Source organism: Vibrio sp. K4, assembly GCF_051122595.1.
Classification (GTDB): Bacteria; Pseudomonadota; Gammaproteobacteria; order Enterobacterales; family Vibrionaceae; genus Vibrio; species Vibrio owensii.
Window position 1 is genome coordinate 562,632 of record NZ_CP178577.1, and the last position, 23,230, is coordinate 585,861.

General features: G+C 45.9%; 24 protein-coding genes. 16 read left to right on the forward strand and 8 right to left on the reverse strand.

Features of this window, described 5'->3' with window-relative positions; all coding sequences use genetic code 11:
• Positions 1 to 7 precede the first annotated feature (7 nt).
• The 3 genes from ACLIIY_RS02605 to ACLIIY_RS02615 all read right to left on the reverse strand — a co-directional run bounded on the left by ACLIIY_RS02605 (position 8) and on the right by ACLIIY_RS02615 (position 1,561).
• Positions 8 to 733: a MipA/OmpV family protein gene (locus ACLIIY_RS02605; protein WP_434528083.1), complete on the reverse strand. Its 726-nt coding sequence runs from the start codon at positions 731 to 733 to the stop codon at positions 8 to 10.
• 94 nt (positions 734 to 827) lie between these two features.
• Positions 828 to 1,271 (reverse strand): YaiI/YqxD family protein, encoded by a 444-nt coding sequence (locus tag ACLIIY_RS02610; RefSeq protein ID WP_005436748.1) that lies wholly within the window; start codon positions 1,269 to 1,271, stop codon positions 828 to 830.
• Positions 1,268 to 1,561: a hypothetical protein gene (locus tag ACLIIY_RS02615; RefSeq protein WP_009707429.1), complete on the reverse strand. Its 294-nt coding sequence runs from the start codon at positions 1,559 to 1,561 to the stop codon at positions 1,268 to 1,270. Before ACLIIY_RS02615 ends, ACLIIY_RS02610 begins: the two co-directional genes overlap by 4 nt.
• 923 nt (positions 1,562 to 2,484) lie before the next feature.
• Between ACLIIY_RS02615 and ACLIIY_RS02620 the strand changes: the two genes are divergently transcribed.
• Positions 2,485 to 2,970, forward strand: a complete 486-nt coding sequence (locus ACLIIY_RS02620) for a GNAT family N-acetyltransferase (RefSeq protein ID WP_005436752.1) — start codon at positions 2,485 to 2,487, stop codon at positions 2,968 to 2,970.
• Here ACLIIY_RS02620 and ACLIIY_RS02625 read toward each other — a convergent pair.
• A complete protein-coding gene (locus ACLIIY_RS02625; RefSeq protein WP_009707427.1) occupies positions 2,930 to 3,229 on the reverse strand; it encodes a DUF3301 domain-containing protein in 300 nt (99 codons plus the stop codon). The two genes, ACLIIY_RS02620 and ACLIIY_RS02625, sit on opposite strands and share 41 nt — an antisense overlap.
• A gap of 13 nt (positions 3,230 to 3,242) precedes the next feature.
• Positions 3,243 to 4,280 carry a DUF3549 family protein gene (locus tag ACLIIY_RS02630; protein WP_434528084.1) on the reverse strand — a complete coding sequence of 346 codons (1,038 nt, stop codon included), beginning with the start codon at positions 4,278 to 4,280 and terminating at the stop codon, positions 3,243 to 3,245.
• Between the two features lie 76 nt (positions 4,281 to 4,356).
• On the opposite strand from ACLIIY_RS02630, the gene ACLIIY_RS02635 reads away from it, so the two are divergent.
• Positions 4,357 to 4,671 carry a YqcC family protein gene (locus ACLIIY_RS02635; RefSeq protein WP_331419028.1) on the forward strand — a complete coding sequence of 105 codons (315 nt, stop codon included), beginning with the start codon at positions 4,357 to 4,359 and terminating at the stop codon, positions 4,669 to 4,671.
• A 5-nt stretch (positions 4,672 to 4,676) separates the two neighbouring features.
• Positions 4,677 to 5,444, forward strand: coding sequence for a tRNA pseudouridine(65) synthase TruC (gene truC / locus ACLIIY_RS02640; protein WP_005436758.1), 768 nt, complete (start codon positions 4,677 to 4,679; stop codon positions 5,442 to 5,444).
• A gap of 91 nt (positions 5,445 to 5,535) precedes the next feature.
• On the opposite strand, the gene ACLIIY_RS02645 is transcribed toward truC, so the two are convergent.
• The 3 genes from ACLIIY_RS02645 to map all read right to left on the reverse strand — a co-directional run bounded on the left by ACLIIY_RS02645 (position 5,536) and on the right by map (position 9,675).
• Complete coding sequence (locus tag ACLIIY_RS02645; protein WP_005436760.1) at positions 5,536 to 5,919, reverse strand: DUF3461 family protein; 384 nt, start codon at positions 5,917 to 5,919, stop codon at positions 5,536 to 5,538.
• Positions 5,920 to 6,071: 152 nt separating this feature from the next.
• Positions 6,072 to 8,696 (reverse strand): bifunctional uridylyltransferase/uridylyl-removing protein GlnD, encoded by a 2,625-nt coding sequence (gene glnD, locus ACLIIY_RS02650; RefSeq protein ID WP_020195492.1) that lies wholly within the window; start codon positions 8,694 to 8,696, stop codon positions 6,072 to 6,074.
• Positions 8,697 to 8,796: 100 nt separating this feature from the next.
• On the reverse strand, positions 8,797 to 9,675 hold the full coding sequence (gene map / locus ACLIIY_RS02655) for a type I methionyl aminopeptidase (protein ID WP_005436764.1): 879 nt from the start codon (positions 9,673 to 9,675) through the stop codon (positions 8,797 to 8,799).
• 396 nt (positions 9,676 to 10,071) lie between these two features.
• Here map and rpsB point away from each other — a divergent pair, with 396 nt between their 5' ends.
• The 13 genes from rpsB to lpxA all read left to right on the forward strand — a co-directional run bounded on the left by rpsB (position 10,072) and on the right by lpxA (position 23,076).
• Positions 10,072 to 10,800: a 30S ribosomal protein S2 gene (gene rpsB, locus ACLIIY_RS02660; RefSeq protein ID WP_005529366.1), complete on the forward strand. Its 729-nt coding sequence runs from the start codon at positions 10,072 to 10,074 to the stop codon at positions 10,798 to 10,800.
• Positions 10,801 to 10,931: 131 nt separating this feature from the next.
• Positions 10,932 to 11,777 (forward strand): translation elongation factor Ts, encoded by an 846-nt coding sequence (gene tsf, locus ACLIIY_RS02665; protein ID WP_005436775.1) that lies wholly within the window; start codon positions 10,932 to 10,934, stop codon positions 11,775 to 11,777.
• A 152-nt stretch (positions 11,778 to 11,929) separates the two neighbouring features.
• The gene (gene pyrH, locus ACLIIY_RS02670; protein ID WP_005436777.1) at positions 11,930 to 12,661 is read left to right on the forward strand and encodes a UMP kinase; all 732 of its coding nucleotides are present in this window, start codon (positions 11,930 to 11,932) and stop codon (positions 12,659 to 12,661) included.
• 98 nt (positions 12,662 to 12,759) lie between these two features.
• Positions 12,760 to 13,317 (forward strand): ribosome recycling factor, encoded by a 558-nt coding sequence (frr, locus tag ACLIIY_RS02675; RefSeq protein ID WP_005436779.1) that lies wholly within the window; start codon positions 12,760 to 12,762, stop codon positions 13,315 to 13,317.
• Between the two features lie 96 nt (positions 13,318 to 13,413).
• Positions 13,414 to 14,169 (forward strand): isoprenyl transferase, encoded by a 756-nt coding sequence (locus ACLIIY_RS02680; RefSeq protein ID WP_005436781.1) that lies wholly within the window; start codon positions 13,414 to 13,416, stop codon positions 14,167 to 14,169.
• A gap of 12 nt (positions 14,170 to 14,181) precedes the next feature.
• Positions 14,182 to 15,024 (forward strand): phosphatidate cytidylyltransferase, encoded by an 843-nt coding sequence (locus ACLIIY_RS02685; RefSeq protein ID WP_005436782.1) that lies wholly within the window; start codon positions 14,182 to 14,184, stop codon positions 15,022 to 15,024.
• Positions 15,025 to 15,075: 51 nt separating this feature from the next.
• Positions 15,076 to 16,281 (forward strand): 1-deoxy-D-xylulose-5-phosphate reductoisomerase, encoded by a 1,206-nt coding sequence (gene ispC / locus ACLIIY_RS02690; RefSeq protein WP_045414455.1) that lies wholly within the window; start codon positions 15,076 to 15,078, stop codon positions 16,279 to 16,281.
• The gene (gene rseP / locus ACLIIY_RS02695; protein ID WP_020195495.1) at positions 16,281 to 17,639 is read left to right on the forward strand and encodes a sigma E protease regulator RseP; all 1,359 of its coding nucleotides are present in this window, start codon (positions 16,281 to 16,283) and stop codon (positions 17,637 to 17,639) included. The genes ispC and rseP overlap by 1 nt, the downstream gene beginning before the upstream one ends.
• A gap of 44 nt (positions 17,640 to 17,683) precedes the next feature.
• Complete coding sequence (bamA, locus tag ACLIIY_RS02700; RefSeq protein WP_009707420.1) at positions 17,684 to 20,098, forward strand: outer membrane protein assembly factor BamA; 2,415 nt, start codon at positions 17,684 to 17,686, stop codon at positions 20,096 to 20,098.
• Positions 20,099 to 20,111: 13 nt separating this feature from the next.
• Positions 20,112 to 20,621, forward strand: coding sequence for an OmpH family outer membrane protein (locus tag ACLIIY_RS02705; protein ID WP_005529354.1), 510 nt, complete (start codon positions 20,112 to 20,114; stop codon positions 20,619 to 20,621).
• A gap of 6 nt (positions 20,622 to 20,627) precedes the next feature.
• Positions 20,628 to 21,659, forward strand: coding sequence for a UDP-3-O-(3-hydroxymyristoyl)glucosamine N-acyltransferase (gene lpxD / locus ACLIIY_RS02710; RefSeq protein ID WP_180824718.1), 1,032 nt, complete (start codon positions 20,628 to 20,630; stop codon positions 21,657 to 21,659).
• Between the two features lie 174 nt (positions 21,660 to 21,833).
• Positions 21,834 to 22,286 carry a 3-hydroxyacyl-ACP dehydratase FabZ gene (fabZ, locus tag ACLIIY_RS02715; RefSeq protein ID WP_009707417.1) on the forward strand — a complete coding sequence of 151 codons (453 nt, stop codon included), beginning with the start codon at positions 21,834 to 21,836 and terminating at the stop codon, positions 22,284 to 22,286.
• Position 22,287: 1 nt separating this feature from the next.
• A complete protein-coding gene (lpxA, locus tag ACLIIY_RS02720) occupies positions 22,288 to 23,076 on the forward strand; it encodes an acyl-ACP--UDP-N-acetylglucosamine O-acyltransferase (RefSeq protein ID WP_009707416.1) in 789 nt (262 codons plus the stop codon).
• Positions 23,077 to 23,230: the final 154 nt, after the last annotated feature.

The window sequence follows — 23,230 nt, forward strand, 5'->3', positions numbered from 1 at the left end:
TTTTTGTTTAAAGTCCGGCGAAGCGATAAGTTAGGCCGACTTCAAACGACCATCCCACATCACGCTGAATTAAAGGGCTGTCGCTATCGTGATGCACAAACTCAGCTTTAGAAATGCCAATCCAAGATGGTGTGAACTCATACAAACCGATAATTCCCGCTTGATAAACAAAAGTAGAGTCGGCTTTGAACTCGTTTAACCCAGATGCAGCGGCCTCTTGTGCAGAAACACTGTAGAGGTGGTGAGAGAGTTTTTTGTCACGATAGTCGACTTCAAGATATGGAGTCAGGGTAAAAGGTGGCAACCAAGTTTCTAACGTCCGACCGAGATGCAATTGAACTTCATAGCCATTGTGTTCTGAAGTGACATCGTGCAAATAAGTCAGTCTCGCACCAACCGTTCCTAAGGTAATACCAAGCTCACCATTACCATCGCGGTCGTGGATGCCATTTGGCAAATCGGCAAAGGTATCGGAGACTTCTGCAAAACGCCAATTGGCCGATACGCCGACGTAGGGTAATGCTTGCCAGTTGGCTAAGCTGCCATCGATAAAACCTATCGGTCCTGAATAAAATAGATTCGGTGTTGCACCAAGCTGAGGGGTGTCTTTGATGGAAAACACGCTTTCGCCATAGGTGACACTGCCGCCAACAATGCCAAAAGACTCATTGTTAGCAAATGAAAGAGGGCTCGATAAAAGCAAAGTGAGAGAAAAGGCAATCCGTGACTTCATAAATAAAACTCCGTTCTTGTTCTAACAACAAAGAACGGAGTTTTGTGATTCCTATTTCATCAACGAATGATTTTCATGCGAGGGGGAGGCGCAATCAACGCTTGGCAAGGATTCTATCGAGGTGGTTAGCGAACTCTCTGCGCTCCGTTTGAGACAAAGCTGCAGGGCCACCAGTCTGAATGCCACTTGAGCGCATGGTGTCCATGAAATCACGGATATTCAAGCGCGCTTTGATGGTGTCTTTGGTATATAACTCGCCTCGTGAGCTCAGTGCTTGAGCACCTTTGCTGATCACTTCGTCTGCCAATGGGATATCAGAGGTGATCACTAAGTCATTGGCTTCGACACGACGAACAATTTCATTGTCGGCAATATCAAAACCAGCAGGGACTTGCAAAGAGTGGATATTGGCACGTTTTGGTACAGGTACCACATGGTTGGCTACAAATGTACATTCAACGCCTGTGCGCTCAGCAGCGCGTACAATCGTCTCTCTGATTACTTTCGGACAAGCATCCGCATCTACCCACAGCTTCATGATGTTTTCTCATTGAGTTTTGCTTCCAGTTCCTCTACTCGAGCAACCAACTTCGCCACGGTATTCTCCAGCGCAACAATGCGATCTTCTTCTTTCGGAGTTTGTACCGCTACTTCCACTTTAGGGATACGGTTTGCGCTCTTCCAACTTTTGATGGTTGCGATTAATGCAGGCATCGGCACGGGCGTTTTCATTCGTGCTTTGACCAGAGCCACAGTGGGCTCTTTGCCTTGCTGCTGTAGCTGCTCCATCACGGCTTCCAGCTCTTTAGTGACGTCTTGAGTTAACATAATTTGTCCCTACTAAAATGACTTCTATCATCATACTTTGCGCGGTTGATTTTAGCGAATAGCAATTTCGGCAGTGCCTTGTGCGAGATCTCTCACACGGGTTGTGAGAGAAAACGATTTCGTCATCAGCCAAACAGAATGTTTTGTCTATAAGTGTATGAAAAATATCATTTTAACATGCTGTTAACGAAGTTTTTCAACAAAAGATTTTCTCGGGTAGATTGTGATTTAAAGGGAAAAGCGTAAATTAAACCTTGTCGGCAGGAAGCAGACATGGAACAGGAAAGCACCAAGGATTTGGTCATCGTCAGGACGACGATTTGATTATTCAGGATGAGTGATCAAGCAAGGAGCGTAGGACATTGTAAGGATACATTCATCAATAGGATGTTGATGACTAAGGATAGACAATGGACCCCTCATAGGATTGAGGTAAGGACAGCATCAGGACGATGCAAAGGACACCGCTCAAGGAACAAGTGATGTGTGCTAACGGGGAATGTTAGCAATCAGGATGATAAGGACACCGCTAGGACGGCGACGTAAGGACTAAGCTGACGGATTCAGCCACTATTATGGATGATGCATGGAGCACTAATTAGTAGCCGGACTGCTGCGAGTAAGACTATGGCCCCGATACTTTTGTGTCGGGGTCTTTCTTATTTATCGCGCTTTCATATTTTTGGATGATTGAAAGTAGGCGATATCACATTATTTATAAATTCCTCATAACACTGAATAAAAAACAATCCAGATCAATATCCTTTCCAATCAGTTGGTTTAACTTTCGGCTTCTCTAAAAGGCGTTATGTGCCGTATACAAATCGATGGTTTTTACAATCGATAGCTCTTGAGCTTCTGCTATGCGGATAAATTAAGTTTGCTGTAATCAAGGAACAGATGTGACCATAGTAACCAGAAGAATGCTTCTTCTACCCTACAATGAGTCGTTGCAACTAGAGTTCGTGATGTTGAATTGCTGCGCTAAAAATCGCGCAGAGATGAATGGACCTCATACCGTGTCTTCTGCCAAACAGTTGTTTGAGAAGATTCTGGACGATGAGAATGTCCACAGTATGGCGGTGCTTGAGAGTACCAGCCGTGATTATATGGGACACGTGTTCATTTCAAACCTAGATCATGAACCAGAGCTAGGGTTTATCTTTGATAAAGCTTATTGGGGTAAAGGGTTAGCGACAGAAGCGCTAAAGGCGTTTTTCCCGAAAGCGTGCCGTGAGCTTGGGCTACACAAAGTCAAAGCAAATGTGAATAGCCACCACAAAGCATCCATGGCAGTGCTGGAAAAACTAGGATTTACAAAAACGAGAGAAAGCAAGGACCTTTACGGCCCTTACTTTGAAATGGAATTTACAAGCGATGTGGCGGTAGGTGAAAGTTCAGCGGCCTAAACCCGATCATCGTTAACTCGCCTTGGTAGCAATCATCACCAAGGGATGAAAACTCAAATTGATACACTGTATGCCAACGCCAGATTCCGTCTGGCGTTTTCAATTTATGCGCACCAAATGCAATGCTGACTAATTGCAAATCTAACTGATCGCACTTACGCGAAATAGCCGCTTTTGCCAACTCTGACTGACGTCGTTGTTGCCAAAACAAAAAACAAAAAAAGCACAGTCCTAAAATGGCTAGTAGGTCACCGATCATCCCTAATCCTTTATTATCCCTTTGTTGCTTGCTGCAGTTTGACTAATGCCGTCGCTAGCTCTTCCGATGGGCTAGAGTGCAGCAAAGGTAGCAATACCATTCTTAGCTCTGGCAGCATAACCAAATCGGCAAACAATTGATTAAATAGGGCTTGGTTCCCAGTTTGTGCGAGGCGCAGCAAAAATTGCTCAGCGACGCTTGCGTCAGCGAGTAGGTGCCAAGTACGGCCAGCGATGCCGATTAATACTTCTTGGTGGCTCAAACGTGGGCTTTGTAAAATTGCTTTCAAGATTGGCAAGGAAATATCGGTTGGTGCGCCTGCCAGAGCTCGGATCAAAGCGGAGAGTAAGAACAAGTCAGGTTCGTTGCTTTCGATTTCTTGCTGCGCTTTCTCGGCAATGCGCTCTGCCAAACGTTCTTGCAAATCAACATGCTCTAACGCACCAAGTAGGGCGTATAGCGGTTCATTGGGTAAGTAGTTAAGGGCTTTACGCAAAGTCACGGCATTTTGCTCTTTACCCAGACGAGCCGCCATATCAGTAATACCTTGCAGACCAACTGTTTGCCAGTTTTCCCAGCCTAAACCGCCCGTAAAGTAGTGCTGAGTATGCTCGTAGTATTGGCTGGTGGGTAAGTCCAAGTTTGCGCGAACTTGGCTATGGAAGACTGCCATCTTTTCTTCTGCAGGTTTAAACGTGTATGGGTTGTTAGAAAGCTTTTGTTGTTGCTCTTCCGACATTTCCTCACTCAGGCGAGTACCCATCGCTTCAACGACGTATTTAATGAAGTTTCCGATGTCGGATTGCTTAAGCAAACCACGCTCATCCAGCTCAAACTTTAGAAACCAAATCCAAGGCTGCTTTTGCTCATTCCAGTACGCGATTGCGAGGTGCGCTTTACGCTGCATTGGGAATGGGTAAGGGCACTGGCCTTTTTCCACATCCGCAAACACTTGTGCATCGATGGTTTTGATACGACGACCAAGGTCGAAGATTTGATATTCACAATGGCTGTTGTTTAACAGCTGAGTGAGGGTTTGAATGTTTTCCATTAAATACGACATCCTAATGTTCTTTTCACAAGAAATGGTATCATTCTCGGCTAATTCAAGGTTCGAGGCGGAATTAATGGCAACAAACACCCAATTGGTCGACTTACTTCAACAACTTGAAGCACAATTGCGCCATCATGATCTGTGGCAGCACACTATGCCATCGGAAAGAGCACTGCAAAGTACGGAACCATTTGCTATTGATACACTTCATCCGCATGAGTGGCTGCAGTGGATCTTTATTGCCCGTATGCATGCTTTAGTGGAAAGTAACCAACCTTTGCCACGTGGCTTTTCTATTGAGCCGTATTTTGCAGAAGCGTGGAAACAAGAGCCGCATTACGCCGAGCTATTAGTGACTATTCGAACCATCGACGAACTATGTAAGTAACCTCAATGTCAGAACAAGAAACATCACCATCCGTTGAACCCGTTGTATTAGAGATCGTTTATCAGGACGAGTACTTTGTTGCGGTCAACAAACCTGCCGGAATGCTAGTGCACCGTAGTTGGTTGGATAAGCATGAAACTCAATTCGTGATGCAAACGCTGCGCGATCAAATTGGTCAGCATGTGTTTCCACTGCATCGCTTGGATCGCCCAACTTCAGGTGTACTTGTGTTTGCTTTATCCAGTGAAGTTGCTTCACAAGTCATGCCTATGTTTGCTGAGCACAAGATGGAGAAAACCTATCATGCGATCGTTCGAGGCTGGATCGAGGAAGAAGGCGTACTGGATTACGCTCTGAAAGTCGAACTCGATAAGATTGCCGATAAGTTTGCTTCGCAAGAGAAAGAAGCACAAGAAGCAGTAACGGCATACAAACCGCTGGCAAAAGTGGAAGTACCTTATTCAACAGGTAAGTTCCCGACCACACGATACTGTTTGATGGAAATGAAGCCAAAGACAGGGCGTAAGCATCAGTTGCGTCGTCACATGGCTCACCTACGTCATCCAATCGTTGGTGATACGACACACGGTGATGGCAAGCACAACAAGTTGTACCGTACCGAATTCGACTCTCATCGACTGTTGCTGCATGCATCAGAGTTGCGCTTTGTGCATCCGTTTACCGATGAAGAAATCGTGATGAAAGCCAATATCGATGAAACTTGGCAGCAGTTATTTGCGAGATTTGAGTGGGATGCATCGTTGGTGCAATAAGCGGTTAGGTTGATCCGCTATTCGCTGTATTAAACAAAGAAAGGGGTTGGTATCGGTACCAACCCCTTTTTAATTTTTCAGTCTTAATGTTTTATTTCAGCTTTTCTAGATCCGCTTCGATCTCGGCGATCTTGCTGGAAACGACTTTCTCCAAGTGACGAAGATCAGAGAGAATCTTTTCTTTTACATCCACTTCAGCCACTTTCACAGGCTTGGTGATCTTGTTTAGCTCATCGATCACAAGCGTCAGGTTACGGTTGATTTCGGTTACTTCTTTGTATTTATGACTGCCGCTATCCACTAATACATTTTTAACTTGGCGTGGGTATTTGAACTTCACACTCTTAGCGAAAAACTCGCCTTTCTGTTTGTGAAAGTAGATCTTTAGGACGTCTTTGTGTGCTTCTTGGCGCAGGGAGTAACGTTCAATCTGTTTCGGGTCATGGATGCCCAAACCAGTGAGGTGTGGATACATAGGCTACCTCTGTATATTGAATTGGAGTCCATACAACTGTAGCAGCCCATTTATGAGCTAGATAGCTGATATTTAGTCAAATTGCTCAACTTGTGGGCAAGATCGCTATCGTTCTTGCCCACCTTAGTTGTTGATCAAGCGCTGGTTTTCTCTCAAGCCGAAACTGGGTCAGAGAGTTTTTCAATCAGCTTTTCACGCAGCTCGTCTTGTTGCTCTTCACTGAGCCTGCCGCCGGCTTCACTCGTCAGAATAAACAAGTCTTCAGCGCGCTCACCAATGGTGGTGATTTTTGCTGCATGAAGGTTAATGCCCAAATCAGCAAAGGTACGACCCACTTTCGCCAGAAGCCCCGGTGTATCGAGAGCGACAAACTCCATCAAAGTGCGTTTTTTGCTCTTGGTTGGCAGGAAGTCGACTTTGGTTTTAACGTTGAAATGCTGAAGTTTATTTGGTGTACGGCGCGTCTTAATTTTTGTCGGACGACCATCTTCCAGTACGTGCGTAATGTGTTTGGTCACTGCACTGTGACGACCTTCTTCAATCGCTTTACCGTGTTGGTCCAGTACCATAAAGGTATCGAGTACATAACCATCTTTACTGGTCATGATTTGCGCGTCATGTACGTTGAAGTTGCGACGGTCAAGCTCAGCAACGACGGTAGCAAACAGCGCTGGTTGATCTGGACTGTAAACGAATACTTCGGTACCGCCACGTGTGGCTTTCTTACTGATCAGAACCAACGGCTTACTTGGATCTTCCATACGAAGTAAATGTTCACAGTGCCAAGCGATTTGCTTGTGAGTGTGACGTAAGAAGTAATCGGCTTTAAAGCGCTGCCACAGCACTTCAATTTCACGAGCAGAGAAGCCTTCTTTGCGTAATAGGGCAGAAGCCATTTGTTGGTTATGACGAATACGCTCACGCACATCGACAGGGTTTTCTAGACCCCGGCGCAGTGCGCGTTGTGTGGAATAGAATAACTCTGCGAGCAAGGTGCGTTTCCAGCTGTTCCAAAGCTCAGGGTTGGTCGCGCAGATATCGGCTACCGTCAGACACACAAGGTACTCAAGGTACTCCTCATCACGTACTTGCTTGGCAAACTCGGTAATCACGTCCGGATCGTAAATGTCTCGGCGTTGAGCCGTCACGGACATCAGTAAGTGATGCCTTACTAGCCAACTTACTAGTTTCGCTTCTGGCTTAGACAAACCGTGCTCAATACAGAAGTCGTATGCTTCACCTTCGCCAATCACCGAATGGTCACCACCACGCCCTTTGCCGATATCATGGAAAATCGCGGCCAGAATCAGTAGCTCTTTCTTCTGAATTCGAGGATAAACTTCGCAGCAAATTGGATGCTTGCTGTGGTTCTCGGCGTAGCTGAAGGTATTAATGTGCTTGAGCAGACGAATACTGTGCTCATCCACGGTATATACATGGAATAGGTCGAATTGCATCTGACCGACAATTTGGCTCCATTGCGGAAGGTAGGCCGCTAGTACGCCAAGCTTGTGCATTAGACTGAACGCCTTATGCAGCGCATTTGGATGACGACACAGCGCCATAAACTTTTCACGCGCTTCAGGGATAGTGTGCAAGAACTTGTTCAATCGACGACGCGCAGTACGTAACTGACGCAACGTAGGAGGGCTCACGCCTTCGATGCTCGAATCATTGGCGATATGCAAGAACATATCCAAAATGGTTTCAGGACGAGCTTGGAACAGCGCGGGTTTGCGAGCCTCGATCAGGGAGCCACGGCGTTGGAAATCTTCGTCGATAATTTCAGCGTCTTGTGAGGCACCGCCGTTGATGATGGCTTGGTCAAACAGTTTGAGCAGCATCTTGTTCAGCTCTGCCACACGACGCAGGGTGCGGTAGAACTCCTTCATCATCATTTCGACGCCGCGATTGCCTTCACCAACATAACCCAAGTGTTCGGCCACTTGAGCTTGATGAGCGAAGGTCAGTCGGTTGTCATAACGACGAAGCTCAATATGTAGGGCGAAACGCACGCGCCATAAGAAATCCTGACATTCAACCAGCTCGCGGTATTCCGCATCGGTCAGGAAGCCATAACGACTCATCTCTAGTAACGATGTTGCGCCAAAGTGACGGCGTGCCACCCAACTTAAAGTGTGAATATCACGTAAGCCACCCGGCGTGGACTTGATGTCGGGTTCGAGGTTGTAGGTGGTGTCATGGTAGCGCGCGTGGCGTTCACGTTGCTCTTGAATCTTGGCGCGGTAAAAAGTTTCGCTCGGCCAGAAAGAATCAGACAACACCACTTTCTTTAAGGCTTGGAAGGTGTCTTCACTTCCGCAAAGCAAACGCGCTTCTTGCAGGTTCGTGGCAACGGTTAAGTCTGAACGTCCAATCTCTGCACATTCATCAACGGTGCGCACTGCGTGGCCGACTTCTAGGCGTAAATCCCACAAGAGGGTAATGAACTCGCTGATTTTAGCTTCCAGAGCATTTGGCAGCTTGTTCTTCGACAGAATCAAAATGTCGATATCAGACAGAGGATGTAACTCACCACGCCCGTAACCGCCGACGGCAACTAAGGAAATATTATGGATGTCGTTGAATCCGAAGTGTTGCCATAAACGATTGAGGAGTAAATCCATGTACTCAGCGCGTGACAAAACAAGGTTGGTCACAGGGTGGTGCTGTAGAAATTCTTCTTTTTGGTATGAACTGAATTTTTCGAGTTCTTGCTTAAGTTCGCCGATGTTTATCTGTTCATCGGTAAAAGTAAGAGGCGACTGAAGGGTCATATTTGCTATCCGTGCAAGCCAAAACTATTAGCAATCTAACAAATTTGCTGCAGATAAAAAATATCCCCGCATGGGCGGGGATATGGAAAGTGATGGGCGATTAAACGTTTTTCATCATTCGTGGAATGGTATCGTCGCTGCGAAGTGTAAGTACTTCACAACCTTCTTTGGTTACCACGATAGTGTGTTCCCACTGTGCTGAGTTTTTACCGTCACCAGTGTAAACCGTCCAATCATCTTGAGCATCAACAGTACAACCGAATTTACCCGCGTTGATCATTGGTTCGATAGTAAAACACATGCCTTCTTTTAGTACGCGGCGGTCTTTGTTCTTGTAGTGAACCACTTGTGGCTCTTCGTGGAACTCATCACCGATGCCGTGACCGCAGAAGTCTTTCACGATAGAGAACTTGTTGCGTGGGTTGTTCTTGTTGTTCTCTTTGATGTACTTCTCGATTGCCGTACCGATATCACCAACTGTTGCACCAGGCTTAACTTGACGCATGCCGATGTACAGAGATTCTTGAGCAACCATACACAGACGTTTGTTTGCTGGAGATACATCACCAACTAGGAACATCTTAGAAGTGTCACCGTGGTAACCTTGTGGACGAACACTTAGATCTGCGTTTTCATCGTTAGGTACGATAACCGTGATATCAACGTTAATGATGTCGCCATCTTTAAGTACAGCTGGCTTCATTTGGCCATTTGCACCTTTTTCATCTTCTGTCGCAGGGATGCCGTGACAAACGATGTGGTTGATTGACGTACAGATTGATTTAGGGAATCCATGGTAATCAAGCGGTGCAGAGTAAGCGCCTCGCTCTAGAGCGTAATCGTGACAGATTTTGTTTAATTCTTCTGTCGTCACACCCGCCTTGATGTGCGGTTCGATCATTTCTAGAGTGTCTGCGGCTAGCTTGCCCGCAATACGCATGCGTTCGATTTCTTCAGCAGTTTTAATCTTGATTGACATTGGCTTTCTCTACTTATTCGTAAGCACGTGAACGTGCGAATGCGCGCATTCTATCAGACATCTTGCGGTTAACCCAAGCCAGTTAAGAATATGAGTCATTCTTACTTGTAGTCTAGTCATGGAATTTAGAAGAGAGTAGGGATAGGTGTGATAGGGAAATTAGAATTGTAAGAAACAATTTTTACTAGCCATCTTAGGCTAAAATATGGTATAAAGCGCGCCGGAATCGAGGACTGTTCTCTTTACTTTTCATTAGAAGAGTAGCGAAGCAAGCTTCTTCCAATTAACTTTTATCTTTAAATCACACACATTCCGTCACATGTTCCGGGGTGCTGAGCAGAAGCTTGGTCGGAATTATGGGGGATGTGGAGGCCTAACCCCATAGAGGATTTTAAAATGGCAACTGTATCAATGCGCGATATGCTGAAAGCTGGTGTTCACTTCGGTCACCAAACTCGTTACTGGAACCCAAAAATGAAGCCATTCATCTTTGGTGCTCGTAACCGCGTTCACATCATCAACCTAGAAAAAACTGTACCAATGTTCAACGAAGCTCTAGCTGAACTAGCTAAAGTTGGCGAGAAGAAAGGTAAAGTTCTATTCGTAGGTACTAAGCGCGCTGCATCTGAAGCTGTTAAAGAAGCTGCAATCGCAAGCAACCAATACTACGTTAACAACCGTTGGTTGGGCGGCATGCTAACGAACTACAAAACAGTTCGTCAGTCTATCAAGCGTCTAAAAGATTTCGAAGCACAAGCACAAGACGGTACTTTCGAAAAACTAACTAAGAAAGAAGCTCTAATGCGTACTCGTGAAATGGAGAAGCTAGAGAAATCTCTTGGTGGTATCAAAGATATGGGCGGCCTACCAGACGCTCTATTCGTAATCGACGCTGATCACGAGCACATTGCAATTAAAGAAGCTAACAACCTAGGTATTCCAGTATACGCTGTGGTAGATACTAACTCTAACCCAGACGGCGTTGACTACATCATCCCAGGTAACGACGACGCGATCCGCGCAGTTCAACTATACCTAAACGCTGCAGCATCTGCAGTGTCTGAAGGTCGCAACAAAGACGTTGCAGCAGTTGCTGAAAAAGACGGTTTCGTAGAAGCTGAATAATAACGGCTCTGTGTCACACTTAGTCTATGTGAAACCTTGTTGTAGCATAGACTGAGTTATAGTTAGCAATGGGGGCCGACAATGTAGGCCCCTGTTTTTTACCTTATTTCGAATCAAACGAGGAATAGAGAATGGCAACTGTAACTGCTGCTCTAGTTAAAGAACTTCGCGAGCGCACTGGCGCTGGCATGATGGAATGTAAAAAAGCGCTTGTAGAAGCAAACGCTGACATCGAACTAGCAATTGAAAACATGCGTAAATCAGGCGCAGCGAAAGCAGCTAAAAAAGCTGGTAACGTTGCAGCTGAAGGCGCAATCATCATCAAAGAAGAAAACGGCGTTGCTGTTCTTCTTGAAGTTAACTGCCAAACTGACTTCGTTGCTAAAGACGGTAACTTCACTGCATTCGCAGACAAAGTAGCACTTGACGCTCTAGCGACTAAAGCTACTGCTGAAGAGCTAGTTGCTAAGTTCGAAGAAGAGCGCGTAGCTCTAGTTGCTAAAATCGGCGAAAACATCAACATCCGTCGCGTTGCTTACGTTGAAGGTACTGCAATCGCTTCTTACCGTCACGGCGAGAAAATCGGTGTTGTTGTTGCTGGTGAAGGCGACGCAGAAACTCTTAAGCACGTTGCAATGCACGTTGCTGCTTCTAAGCCTGAGTTCGTTAACCCAGAAGACGTACCAGCTGACGTAGTTGCTAAAGAGAAAGAAGTTCAAGTTGAAATCGCTATGAACGAAGGCAAGCCACAAGAGATCGCTGAGAAGATGGTTATCGGCCGCATGAAGAAATTCACTGGCGAAATCTCTCTAACTGGTCAAGCTTTCATCATGGAACCTAAGAAATCTGTTGGCGAAATGCTAAAAGAGAAAGGTGCTTCTGTTGCTACATTCGTTCGCCTAGAAGTAGGTGAAGGTATCGAGAAAGCAGCTGAAATGAGCTTCGCTGAAGAAGTAGCACTAGCTCAAAAAGGTTAATCCTTAGCGACTTGTGTAAATATTAGACCGTAGCCTAGGCTGCGGTCTTTTTACGAAAAGAGCGGGCAAAATTAGCCGTGATGAATAGCTATAAGTGACCTTGTGTCTATTCATGACTGTTAATCGACAACTCTCTTTGGAAGGTAAACTCCATGACTACGAACCCTAAACCAGCATATCAACGTATTCTATTAAAACTAAGTGGTGAAGCTCTTCAAGGTGAAGAAGGTTTTGGTATTGATCCAGCGGTTCTTGACCGTATGGCTCAAGAAGTGAAAGAGCTGGTTGAACTGGGTGTTCAAGTTGGTGTGGTAATCGGCGGTGGTAACTTGTTCCGTGGTGCAGGTCTTGCAGAAGCGGGTATGAACCGCGTAGTAGGCGACCACATGGGTATGCTTGCAACAGTAATGAACGGTCTAGCAATGCGTGACGCACTTCACCGTGCTTATGTAAACGCTCGCGTAATGTCTGCAATTCCGCTAAAAGGTGTGTGTGACGATTACAACTGGGCAGACGCTATCCGCGAACTTCGCCAAGGCCGTGTAGTTATCTTCTCTGCAGGTACTGGTAACCCATTCTTCACTACAGATTCAGCAGCGTGTCTACGCGGTATCGAAATCGAAGCTGACGTAGTTCTAAAAGCAACGAAAGTTGATGGTGTATTTACTGCTGACCCAGTAGCAAACCCAGACGCAGAGCTGTATGATAAGCTATCTTACACTGAAATTCTGGATAAAGAATTGAAAGTAATGGACTTGGCTGCGTTCACACTTGCTCGTGACCACAAAATGCCAATCCGCGTATTTAACATGAATAAGCCAGGCGCACTACGTCGCGTGGTAATGGGTGAAGCTGAAGGCACGTTGATCTGCGCTGACGCGTAAATCTCAACGCCATTCAACAAGAGATATTGGATGGCGTTTCGCTTTGCTTAAGCCCTTTAAGCTTTCTTCATGAAAGATGACATTTTTAAGGTGAAACCGTGATTAACGAAATCAATAAAGACGCGCAAGAGCGCATGGACAAAAGCGTTGAAGCGCTAAAGAACAACCTTTCTAAAGTTCGTACTGGCCGCGCACACCCAAGCCTACTATCTGGTATCTCTGTAGAGTACTACGGTGCGCCGACTCCTCTTAACCAAGTAGCGAACGTTGTTGCTGAAGACGCACGTACTCTAGCAATTACTGTATTCGACAAAGAGCTAACTCAAAAAGTTGAGAAAGCGATCATGATGTCTGACCTTGGTCTAAACCCAATGTCTGCTGGCACAATCATCCGCGTTCCACTTCCACCGCTAACGGAAGAGCGTCGTAAAGACCTAGTTAAGATCGTTCGTGGTGAAGCTGAAGGCGCACGTGTTGCTGTTCGTAACATCCGTCGTGACGCAAACAGCGACCTAAAAGGTCTTCTAAAAGATAAAGAAATCTCTGAAGACGAAGATCGTAAAGCACAAGACGAAATTCAAAAACTGACTGACGTAGCAGTTAAGAAGATCGACGAAGTTCTTGCTGCTAAAGAAAAAGAGTTGATGGAAGTTTAATACTCCCACCTACATCACTGTTGGAAAACGCTGTGCTCACAGTGCAGCGTTTTTTTGTGTTAATCTATCCAACTGATGGAACTCAATTAACTCCCTATGCAAAATTCTCAAGCCTTCTCTGATTCCCTCCCTAAACATATTGCCATCATTATGGACGGTAATGGTCGTTGGGCTAAGTCCAAAGGAAAACCTCGCGTATTCGGTCATAAAAAAGGCGTTAATGCCGTTCGTAAGACCGTCGCTGCTGCTTCTAAACTCGGTATTAAAGCCATGACGTTGTTCGCTTTTAGTAGTGAAAACTGGCGTCGTCCTGAGGAAGAAGTGGGTCTCCTGATGGAGCTGTTCATTTCCGTGCTTTCTAGCGAAGTGAAAAAGTTGCACAAAAACAATCTGCGCTTGCGCGTTATTGGTGATACCAGCCGCTTTAGTGAGCGACTGCAAGGTAAAATCATCGAAGCAGAAGCACTCACCGCTGGCAATACGGGCATGGTGATTAACATTGCGGCTAACTATGGCGGTAAATGGGACATCACAGAGGCGGCAAAAACGTTGGCGTTAAAAGCGCGTAACGGTGAAATCCGTGTAGAGGATATCAATGAGCAGTTAATTACCCAGCATTTAACGATGGCAGATCTCCCTGAAGTGGATCTTTTGATCCGTACAAGTGGTGAGTGTCGCATCAGTAACTTTATGCTGTGGCAAATGGCGTATGCTGAAATGTACTTTACTCCGGAGTACTGGCCAGAGTTTGATGAAGACAGCTTAGTAGAGGCTGTGACTTGGTTTATTAACCGAGAGCGTCGCTTTGGTTGTACTGGCGAGCAAGTAAAGGCATTGATGGCTGCTCAATAAGGACTAGTTAGTTTGAAACAGAGAATAATAACAGCACTAATTTTAGCCCCCCTTGTAATTTTAGGTATTTTTAAATTACCCCTAATTGGCTTCATTATCGCTTTGACTGCGATTACGCTATTAGGTTTTTGGGAGTGGACCCAGTTTACAGAAAGCAATTCACGCATCGCTGCGCTTGTACCAGCCGTTGTCGTAACCGGACTCAGTTTTCTATTCATCTCGCCAGATGCGGCAAGCCTTAACCAACTAGCAACTCCGCACTACACAGTGTTAGCGCTCGGTTTTGCATGGTGGATTATCGCAAGTGGGATGGCCATTACTTACCCTAAAACCACCAACCTGTGGCAAAACAGTAAAGCACTGCGTCATGTGTTTGGTTTTCTAACTTTGATCCCTTTCCTTTGGAGTGTGATCATCCTTAGAGCTTCCGATATTTCAGTAGATCCATACCACGGCGCAAAACTTGTGCTGTACGTTTGCTTCTTGGTATGGGCTGCAGACAGTGGCGCTTACTTTGCTGGTAAAAGCATGGGTAAACGTAAAATGGCGCCACATGTTAGTCCAAACAAGACTATCGAAGGTTTGATTGGCGGCATCATTGCAGCATTAATTGTTGGATGGTTGTTCGCAGGTTGGTTTGACATTCAATTTACCAGCCCAATTCACATGGTAATCATCACACTGATTACAGTTGTGATTTCTGTTCTTGGTGATCTAGTAGAAAGCATGTTCAAACGTGTTTCTGGCATCAAAGACAGCAGTAACATCATTCCAGGGCACGGCGGCATTCTCGACCGTATTGATAGCCTAACGGCTGCATTCCCAGTATTTGCTCTTCTTTACTACGTATTCTAATTTATCGGGAGCGGCGTCGTCGCTCCTGAGTTTTTCTAACGGTCTTACATCATGCAAAAGTTAACGATTCTTGGTGCAACAGGCTCAATCGGTGCAAGCACACTTAAAGTGGTTGAACAAAACCCTGAGCTTTTTTCTATCGTCGCATTGGCGGCAAGCACGAACGTTGAAAAGATGGTCGCACTTTGCCGTAAATGGCAACCTAAATACGCTGTAATGGCGGATAAAGCGGCGGCTGTGGCGCTTAAGTCAGAGTTGGCTTCAGTGTCTCCTCGTACAGAAGTGTTGGGTGGTGTTGATGCGCTTTGCCATGTGTCTGCCCTAGAAGAAGTCGACAGCGTGATGGCGGCTATCGTTGGTGCGGCAGGTCTGCTTCCAACCATGGCAGCGGTAAAAGCTGGCAAGCGCGTTCTCCTTGCTAACAAAGAAGCACTGGTGATGTCTGGACAACTGTTTATCGATGCAGTTGAAGAGCACGGCGCAGAGCTACTTCCTGTTGATAGCGAACACAACGCGATCTTCCAGTGTTTACCTCAACAAGTTCAAACCAACCTAGGTCGCTGTAACTTAGAAGAGCACGGCATTTCATCTATCCTGCTGACTGGATCTGGAGGTCCATTCCGCTACACCGATATCGCTGAGCTTGAGAGCGTTACTCCTGCACAGGCAATCGCTCACCCTAACTGGTCGATGGGACCTAAGATCTCGGTTGATTCCGCAACCATGATGAACAAAGGTCTTGAGTACATTGAAGCAAAATGGCTGTTTAATGCGGCTCGCGAACAGCTGAAAGTGATCATTCACCCTCAGTCTGTGATTCATTCGATGGTGCAATATCGAGACGGTTCCGTTTTAGCGCAAATGGGCGAACCTGATATGGCAACGCCGATTGCACTGACCATGTCTTACCCATCTCGTGTGAATGCTGGTGTGAAACCACTCGACTTTACTCAAGTGGGTGAGTTGACGTTCCTGCAACCCGACTTTGCGCGCTACCCGTGTTTGAAGCTAGCGATTGATGCTTGTTACGAAGGGCAGCATGCTACGACCGCTCTGAATGCAGCAAACGAAGTCGCTGTTGATGCTTTCTTGAATAACCGTCTTGGTTTCACTGATATCGCTCGCATCAATGAATCAGTTTTGAACAAAATCACTGCAAGCCATAAAAGTGAGAATGTGAATAGCTTGGAAAGCTTGATAGAGCTAGATAGAATGTCACGAACTATCGCCTTAGAATTTTTACGCGAGCGTAGCTAATGACTGGTATTTTGTGGAATTTAGTTTCTTTTATCGTTGCACTGGGCATCTTGGTGGCCGTGCACGAGTATGGTCACTTTTGGGTTGCGCGTCGTTGCGGTGTAAAAGTTGAAAAGTTTTCTATCGGTTTCGGTAAGTCTATTTGGAGCAAAGTAGGCAAAGACGGAACTGAGTACAGCATCTCGATGATTCCGCTAGGTGGTTACGTCAAGATGGTGGACAGCCGTGTTGACGAAGTGCCTGAGCACGAAAAGCATTTGGCGTTTGACCAAAAGCCACTGTGGAAGCGCACGTCGATCGTGGCGGCGGGTCCTATCTTTAATTTCCTGTTTGCTATTGTTGCTTACTGGTTGGTTTTCCTGATTGGAGTACCAGCAGTGAAGCCGGTAATTGGTGAAGTTACGCCCAATTCAATCATTGCAGAAGCAGGAATTGAATCAGGGATGGAACTAAAATCCATCTCAGGTATCAAAACTCCGGACTGGGAATCAGTCAACATGGGATTAGTTTCCCATATTGGTGATGATTCGATGACAGTAACGCTTTCTTCGGCTAATGAAGTAGGCTCGGAAGTCACGAAGACACTTGATATCCGTGATTGGAAATTTGATCCAGAAACACAATCTGCGATGCAATCGCTAGGCTTCAAACCGTACACTCCAGAGATTTATACGGAGTTGGCACAGGTGAGTGAAGGTGGTGCTGCTGAACAAGCAGGCCTGCAAGCTGGCGATAAAATCATCGAGATTAATGGTGATAAGATTTCTAAGTGGGATGAAGTGGTTGAAGCCATTCGTTCTAACCCAGAAACGCCAATTGACCTGACGGTGTTACGTCAAGGTGAAGAGCAATCTTTCACATTGACTCCAGGCAGTCGTGAGCTAGCTAACAAAGAAACAGTTGGCTTCGCGGGTATCGCACCTGAAGTCGCAGAATGGCCAGAAAGTTATCGCTTCGAATTACAGTTTGGTGTATTCGAGTCTATTGGCAAAGCGATTGACAAAACTGGTCAAGTTATTGGACTTACAATCAGTATGCTTAAGAAACTGATTGTAGGTGACGTTGGTCTGAACAATTTGAGCGGACCAATATCTATTGCCAAAGGAGCAGGGGCGACCGCAGACTACGGTCTGGTCTACTTTTTAGGTTTTCTAGCACTAATTAGTGTTAACCTAGGTATTATTAACCTCGTTCCTTTACCAATGTTGGATGGTGGGCATCTGCTGTTTTTTGCAATTGAAGCAGTCATCCGACGCCCAGTACCTGAGAAAGTACAGGAAATGGGCTATCGAATTGGTGGTGCGATTATCTTCTCGCTCATGGCGTTAGCGCTATTTAATGATTTTACTCGTCTGTGATAGTTCAGAGACAAAAGCAGTAGCAAGGAATAATTAGAACAAGTATGGCGATTAAGCGAATTCTGTTTGCAAGTTTACTGGCGACCAGTGTATCTGCAAACGGAGCAGAGAACTTTGTAGTTCAAGATATTGAAATCGATGGATTGCAGCGTGTGGCACTGGGTGCAGCGTTGCTGAAAATGCCTGTACGTGTCGGTGATACCGTTGACCAAGGCGATGTTGCAGAGATCATTCGCGCATTGTACGCATCGGGTAACTTCGAAGATGTGAAAGTGCTGCGTAATGGTGATGTTCTGGTTGTTCAAGTGAAAGAGCGTCCAACTATTGCGAGCATCTCATTCTCAGGCAACAAAGCAATCAAGGACGAGCAGCTACAAGAAAACCTGAATGCTTCTGGCGTTCGTGAAGGTGAAGCGCTTGACCGCACTACGCTGAGCAACATCGAAAAAGGTTTGGAAGACTTTTACTACAGTGTTGGTAAATACAACGCGACCGTAAAAGCGGTTGTTACTCCATTGCCTCGTAACCGTTCTGACTTGAAATTCGTCTTCACCGAAGGTGTATCGGCGAAAATTCAGCAAATCAACTTTATCGGCAATGAAGTCTTTTCTGATGAAGACCTTCTTTCTCGTTTCAACCTAAACGTTGACGTGCCATGGTGGAACTTCCTAGCGGACGAAAAATACCAGAAGCAAGTTCTTGCTGGTGACATCGAAGCGCTGAAGTCTTACTACCTAGATCGTGGTTACCTGAAATTTAACGTTGATTCGACACAAGTGGCGATTTCTCCTGACAAAAAAGGCGTATACATTACCCTTGGTCTTGAGGAAGGTGACGTGTACACCGTTAAGGACGTGAAATTCCGCGGCAACCTAATTGGTGAAGAAGCAACGTTTGAAAAGCTGGTTCCATTTGAAGACAACGAGACCTACAACGGCTCTCGCGTAACGTCAATGGAAGAAGGCATCAAGCGTGTGCTTGGTGAATCCGGCTATGCTTACCCACAAGTAAACACCATTCCTGAGTTCGACGATGAAAACAAACAAGTATCGCTTGTTGTGAACGTAGACCCAGGTAACCGTATTTACGTACGTGACATTCGCTTTACGGGTAACAACTCGACCAAAGACGAAGTACTGCGTCGTGAAATGCGTCAGATGGAAGGCAGCTGGCTAAACTCGAAATCAATCGAAACGGGTAAAACGCGTCTAAACCGTCTGGGCTACTTCGAAAACGTAGAAGTACAAACGGTACGAGTTCCTGGCAGCGACGACCAAGTTGACCTAGTTTACTCTGTTAAAGAAGCGAACTCGGGCAGCGTGAACTTCGGTGTCGGTTACGGTACTGAATCGGGCGTGAGCTTCCAGGTTGGCCTACAGCAAGACAACTTTATTGGTAGTGGTAACCGCGTTGGTATTAACGCGATGATGAACGACTACCAGAAAAACGTGAGCTTGGACTACCGTGACCCTTACTGGAACCTAGATGGTGTAAGTTTGGGTGGTAAGATCTTCTACGACGAGTTCGAAGCGTCTGAAGCGGGTATCGTTGACTATACCAACCAAAGTTACGGCGCAAGTTTGACATGGGGTTTCCCATTCGACGAACTGAACCGCTTTGAGTTTGGTGTTGGCTACACCCACAATAAGATCGGTAACTTGTCTCCTTACCTACAGGTAGAACAGTTCCTACAGGCGCAAGAGGACAACATTGACTCTAGCGGCGCGTTGAACACAAATGACTTTGACTTCAACATCTCATGGACACGTAACAACCTAAACCGTGGCTACTTCCCGACAGCGGGTAACCACCAACGTGCATTCTATAAGATGACCGTACCTGGCTCTGACGTTCAATACTTCAAGATGCAGTATGATGTCCGTCAATACGTTCCACTGACTAAGAAGCATGAATTCACGCTCTTGTTCCGTGGTCGTCTAGGTTATGGTAACGGTTATGGTCAAACGGATGGCAACGATAACTTGTTCCCATTCTACGAAAACTACTACGCGGGTGGTTTTACAACACTACGTGGTTTCGGCTCGAATACCGTAGGTCCGAAAGCGGTTTATCGTGACTACTCAGGTTCGAACAACGGTGCAGATACTGCAACAGATGATTCTGTTGGTGGTAACGCGGTTGCGTTGGCAAGCCTTGAGTTGATTGTTCCAACACCATTTGCTTCTGACGAAGTTCGTAACCAAATTCGTACCAGTATCTTCTTCGATATGGCGAGTGTTTGGGATACGGAATTCGACTACCGTAGCTCAGGTGCGGAATACGGCGACCGTTACTACTACGATTACTCAGATCCAACCAACTACCGCTCATCTTACGGTGCGGCGTTGCAATGGATGTCTCCAATGGGGCCTCTAGTATTCTCGCTAGCGAAACCAATTAAGAAATATGATGGCGACGATGAAGAGTTCTTCACGTTCACTATCGGTAGAACCTTCTAAAGAGGAAAATATTTTGAATAAAATGATCAAAGCAGCTGGCCTAGGCCTTCTAGTACTTAGCTCTTCAATGTTTGCTAACGCGGCTGAAGCTGCTCAGAAAATTGCTTATGTAAATACTGCTCAAGTTTTCCAAGCGCTTCCTCAACGCGAAGTAGTTCTACAAAAAATGCAGAAAGACTTTAAGAGCAAAGCAGATGAGCTGAAATCTATCCAAGCGCAAGCTAAGACTAAGATTGAAAAGCTACAACGTGATGGTGAGCTTCTAGGTCAAGACGAAGTTGAAAAACTACGTATCGACATCGCTAAACTAGACAGCGAGTACAAAGTGAAGGCACAAGCTCTAGAGAAAGCAAGTGCACGTCGCGAAGCTGAAGAGAAAGCGAAGTTATTCAAAACTATCCAAGACGCAGTGAAGAAAGTAGCAACTAAGAAAGGCTACGACATGGTAATCGACATCTCTTCACTTCAGTACGGTAAGCCAGAATACAACATCTCTGAAGACGTAATTAAAGCTCTAAAATAAGAAGTTATGAAGACATTAACATTAGCCGAGTTGGCGACAATTACCGGGGGTGAGCTATTTGGTGACGAGTCTCTCGTTGTAAGCCGCGTAGCTCCAATGGATAAAGCACAAGAAGGTGACATCACTTTCTTGTCTAACCCAAAATACGCAAAACACCTTTCTGAGTGCAAAGCGACAGTTGTGATGGTGAAAGCCGAACACAAAGACCAATGTGTGGGTAACGCATTAGTTGTGGCTGACCCTTATGTTGCATTCGCTCGTGTTGTTCAAGCAATGGACACCACGCCGAAGCCTGCTGATGAGATCGCACCAAGTGCAGTTATCGCAGCAGACGTGAAGATGGGTACTAACGTAACAATCGGTGCAAACGCAGTGATTGAAACGGGTGTTGAACTAGGCGACAACGTAAGTATCGGCGCTGGTTGCTTTATCGGTAAGAACGCAAAGCTAGGTAACAACACCAAGCTTTGGGCTAATGTGACTATCTATCATGAAGTATCAATGGGCGATGACTGTCTGGTTCAATCTGGCACAGTCATTGGCTCTGATGGTTTCGGCTACGCTAACGACAAAGGCGAGTGGATTAAGATCCCTCAACTTGGCTCAGTGCGTATCGGTAACCGCGTTGAGATTGGTGCATGTACTACGATTGACCGTGGTGCACTTGAAGACACCATTATCGAAGACAACGTAATTCTTGATAACCAGCTTCAAATCGCTCATAACGTGCAGATCGGATATGGTACCGTGATGCCAGGTGGTACTATTGTCGCTGGCAGTACCAAAATTGGTAAATACTGTCAGATCGGCGGCGCGTCGGTTCTTAACGGACATATCACGATTGCAGATGGCGTAGCTATCACCGGTATGGGCATGGTTATGCGCAGTATCGAAGAGAAAGGCTTGTATTCGTCAGGTATTCCACTGCAAACGAACCGAGAGTGGCGTAAAACGGCAACTCGAGTTCATCGCATTGACGATATGAACAAACGCCTGAAAGCTGTTGAGAAACAGCTGGAACCGAAAGAAGAATCTTAGTTCCATAATTCTGAACAAAGACTCGCGAAATGCGGGTCTTTTTCTTCTATAATGACGCGCTATAAGTAGATTTATCACCAAGCTGGTATACACTTTGCAGGCATTTCCTGATGAAGTGGCTTTTGCCGCTGCCTTGCCATCTTGGTTGTTGAGTATTGATATAGGAAGACGACTTTGACTACTGAAAAGAAAACGATGAACATCTCTGAAATTCAAGAGCTACTACCTCATCGCTACCCATTCTTATTGATCGACCGAGTGATTGACTTCCAAGAAGAGAAGTACCTTCACGCGATTAAAAACGTGTCGGTTAACGAACCTCAGTTCACAGGTCACTTTCCACAATTGCCAGTTTTCCCAGGTGTTCTTATTCTGGAAGCGATGGCGCAGGCGACAGGCTTACTTGCATTTAAATCATTTGGTGCGCCAACTGAAAACGAACTGTACTACTTTGCAAGTGTTGACGGTGCAAAATTCCGTAAACCAGTAGTACCAGGCGATCAAATGATTATTGAAGTAGAATTTTTGAAAGAGCGTCGCGGCATTGCTGCATTCAAAGGTGTAGCGAAGGTTGACGGCGAAGTAGTATGTTCAGCAGAGCTGAAGTGTGCTCGTCGAGAGTTTTAATATGATTCATGAAACCGCTAAAATCCACCCAGCTGCGGTGGTAGAAGAAGGCGCGAAAATTGGCGCTAACGTGACTGTTGGTCCATTCACTTACATCACCTCAACGGTAGAAATCGGTGAAGGTACTGAAGTGATGTCTCACGTAGTGATCAAAGGTCACACCACAATTGGTAAAGACAACCGCATTTTCCCACACGCTGTTATTGGTGAAGAAAACCAAGACAAGAAGTACGGTGGCGAAGATACAACAGTGGTTATCGGTGACCGCAACGTGATTCGTGAAGCGGTTCAGATTCACCGTGGTACGGTTCAAGACAAAGCGACAACAGTGATTGGTGATGACAACCTGCTTTGTGTAAATGCACACATCGCACACGACGTTATCGTTGGTAACCATACTCACATTGGTAACAATGCGATTCTTGGTGGTCACGTAACCGTTGATGATCATGCAGGTGTGATGGCGCTTTCTGCGATTCATCCGTTCTGTACGGTTGGCGCTTACGCATACGTTGGCGGCTGTTCTGCTGTTGTTCAAGACGTACCAGCATACGTACTTGCTCAAGGTAACCACGCAACACCATTTGGTTTGAACTTGGTTGGCTTGAAGCGTAACGGTTTCGAAAAACCAGAAATTCGTGCGCTACAAAAAGCGTACAAAGAAATCTACCGTTCAGGTAAGACTCTGGAAGAAGTGAAACCAATCCTAGCTGAAATGGCACAAGAGTGGCCGGCAGTGAAACGTTTCTCAGATATTCTGGAAACAACGGAACGTGGCATTATTCGTTAATCAACGAATGAGCGGTTAAATTGAAAAGATCGCGCCCAAATTGGGCTGCGGTCTTTTTGTGTTTTATGGATAACGGTTTGTACGCTGCGAATTGTGCGGCTACCGCGGATACATAGTTTAAACCGTTACCCATAGCGCACAGGAAAAATAGCGA

Excerpts from the sequence above, each read along its gene's own strand:
- ACLIIY_RS02605 (WP_434528083.1), bottom strand. The coding sequence starts at position 733 with ATGAAGTCACGGATTGCCTTTTCTCTCACTTTGCTTTTATCGAGCCCT.
- ACLIIY_RS02610 (WP_005436748.1), bottom strand. The coding sequence starts at position 1,271 with ATGAAGCTGTGGGTAGATGCGGATGCTTGTCCGAAAGTAATCAGAGAG.
- ACLIIY_RS02615 (WP_009707429.1), bottom strand. The coding sequence starts at position 1,561 with ATGTTAACTCAAGACGTCACTAAAGAGCTGGAAGCCGTGATGGAGCAG.
- ACLIIY_RS02620 (WP_005436752.1), top strand. The coding sequence starts at position 2,485 with ATGCTTCTTCTACCCTACAATGAGTCGTTGCAACTAGAGTTCGTGATG.
- ACLIIY_RS02625 (WP_009707427.1), bottom strand. The coding sequence starts at position 3,229 with ATGATCGGTGACCTACTAGCCATTTTAGGACTGTGCTTTTTTTGTTTT.
- ACLIIY_RS02630 (WP_434528084.1), bottom strand. The coding sequence starts at position 4,280 with ATGGAAAACATTCAAACCCTCACTCAGCTGTTAAACAACAGCCATTGT.
- ACLIIY_RS02635 (WP_331419028.1), top strand. The coding sequence starts at position 4,357 with ATGGCAACAAACACCCAATTGGTCGACTTACTTCAACAACTTGAAGCA.
- truC (WP_005436758.1), top strand. The coding sequence starts at position 4,677 with ATGTCAGAACAAGAAACATCACCATCCGTTGAACCCGTTGTATTAGAG.
- ACLIIY_RS02645 (WP_005436760.1), bottom strand. The coding sequence starts at position 5,919 with ATGTATCCACACCTCACTGGTTTGGGCATCCATGACCCGAAACAGATT.
- glnD (WP_020195492.1), bottom strand. The coding sequence starts at position 8,696 with ATGACCCTTCAGTCGCCTCTTACTTTTACCGATGAACAGATAAACATC.
- map (WP_005436764.1), bottom strand. The coding sequence starts at position 9,675 with ATGTCAATCAAGATTAAAACTGCTGAAGAAATCGAACGCATGCGTATT.
- rpsB (WP_005529366.1), top strand. The coding sequence starts at position 10,072 with ATGGCAACTGTATCAATGCGCGATATGCTGAAAGCTGGTGTTCACTTC.
- tsf (WP_005436775.1), top strand. The coding sequence starts at position 10,932 with ATGGCAACTGTAACTGCTGCTCTAGTTAAAGAACTTCGCGAGCGCACT.
- pyrH (WP_005436777.1), top strand. The coding sequence starts at position 11,930 with ATGACTACGAACCCTAAACCAGCATATCAACGTATTCTATTAAAACTA.
- ACLIIY_RS02680 (WP_005436781.1), top strand. The coding sequence starts at position 13,414 with ATGCAAAATTCTCAAGCCTTCTCTGATTCCCTCCCTAAACATATTGCC.
- ispC (WP_045414455.1), top strand. The coding sequence starts at position 15,076 with ATGCAAAAGTTAACGATTCTTGGTGCAACAGGCTCAATCGGTGCAAGC.
- rseP (WP_020195495.1), top strand. The coding sequence starts at position 16,281 with ATGACTGGTATTTTGTGGAATTTAGTTTCTTTTATCGTTGCACTGGGC.
- bamA (WP_009707420.1), top strand. The coding sequence starts at position 17,684 with ATGGCGATTAAGCGAATTCTGTTTGCAAGTTTACTGGCGACCAGTGTA.
- lpxD (WP_180824718.1), top strand. The coding sequence starts at position 20,628 with ATGAAGACATTAACATTAGCCGAGTTGGCGACAATTACCGGGGGTGAG.
- lpxA (WP_009707416.1), top strand. The coding sequence starts at position 22,288 with ATGATTCATGAAACCGCTAAAATCCACCCAGCTGCGGTGGTAGAAGAA.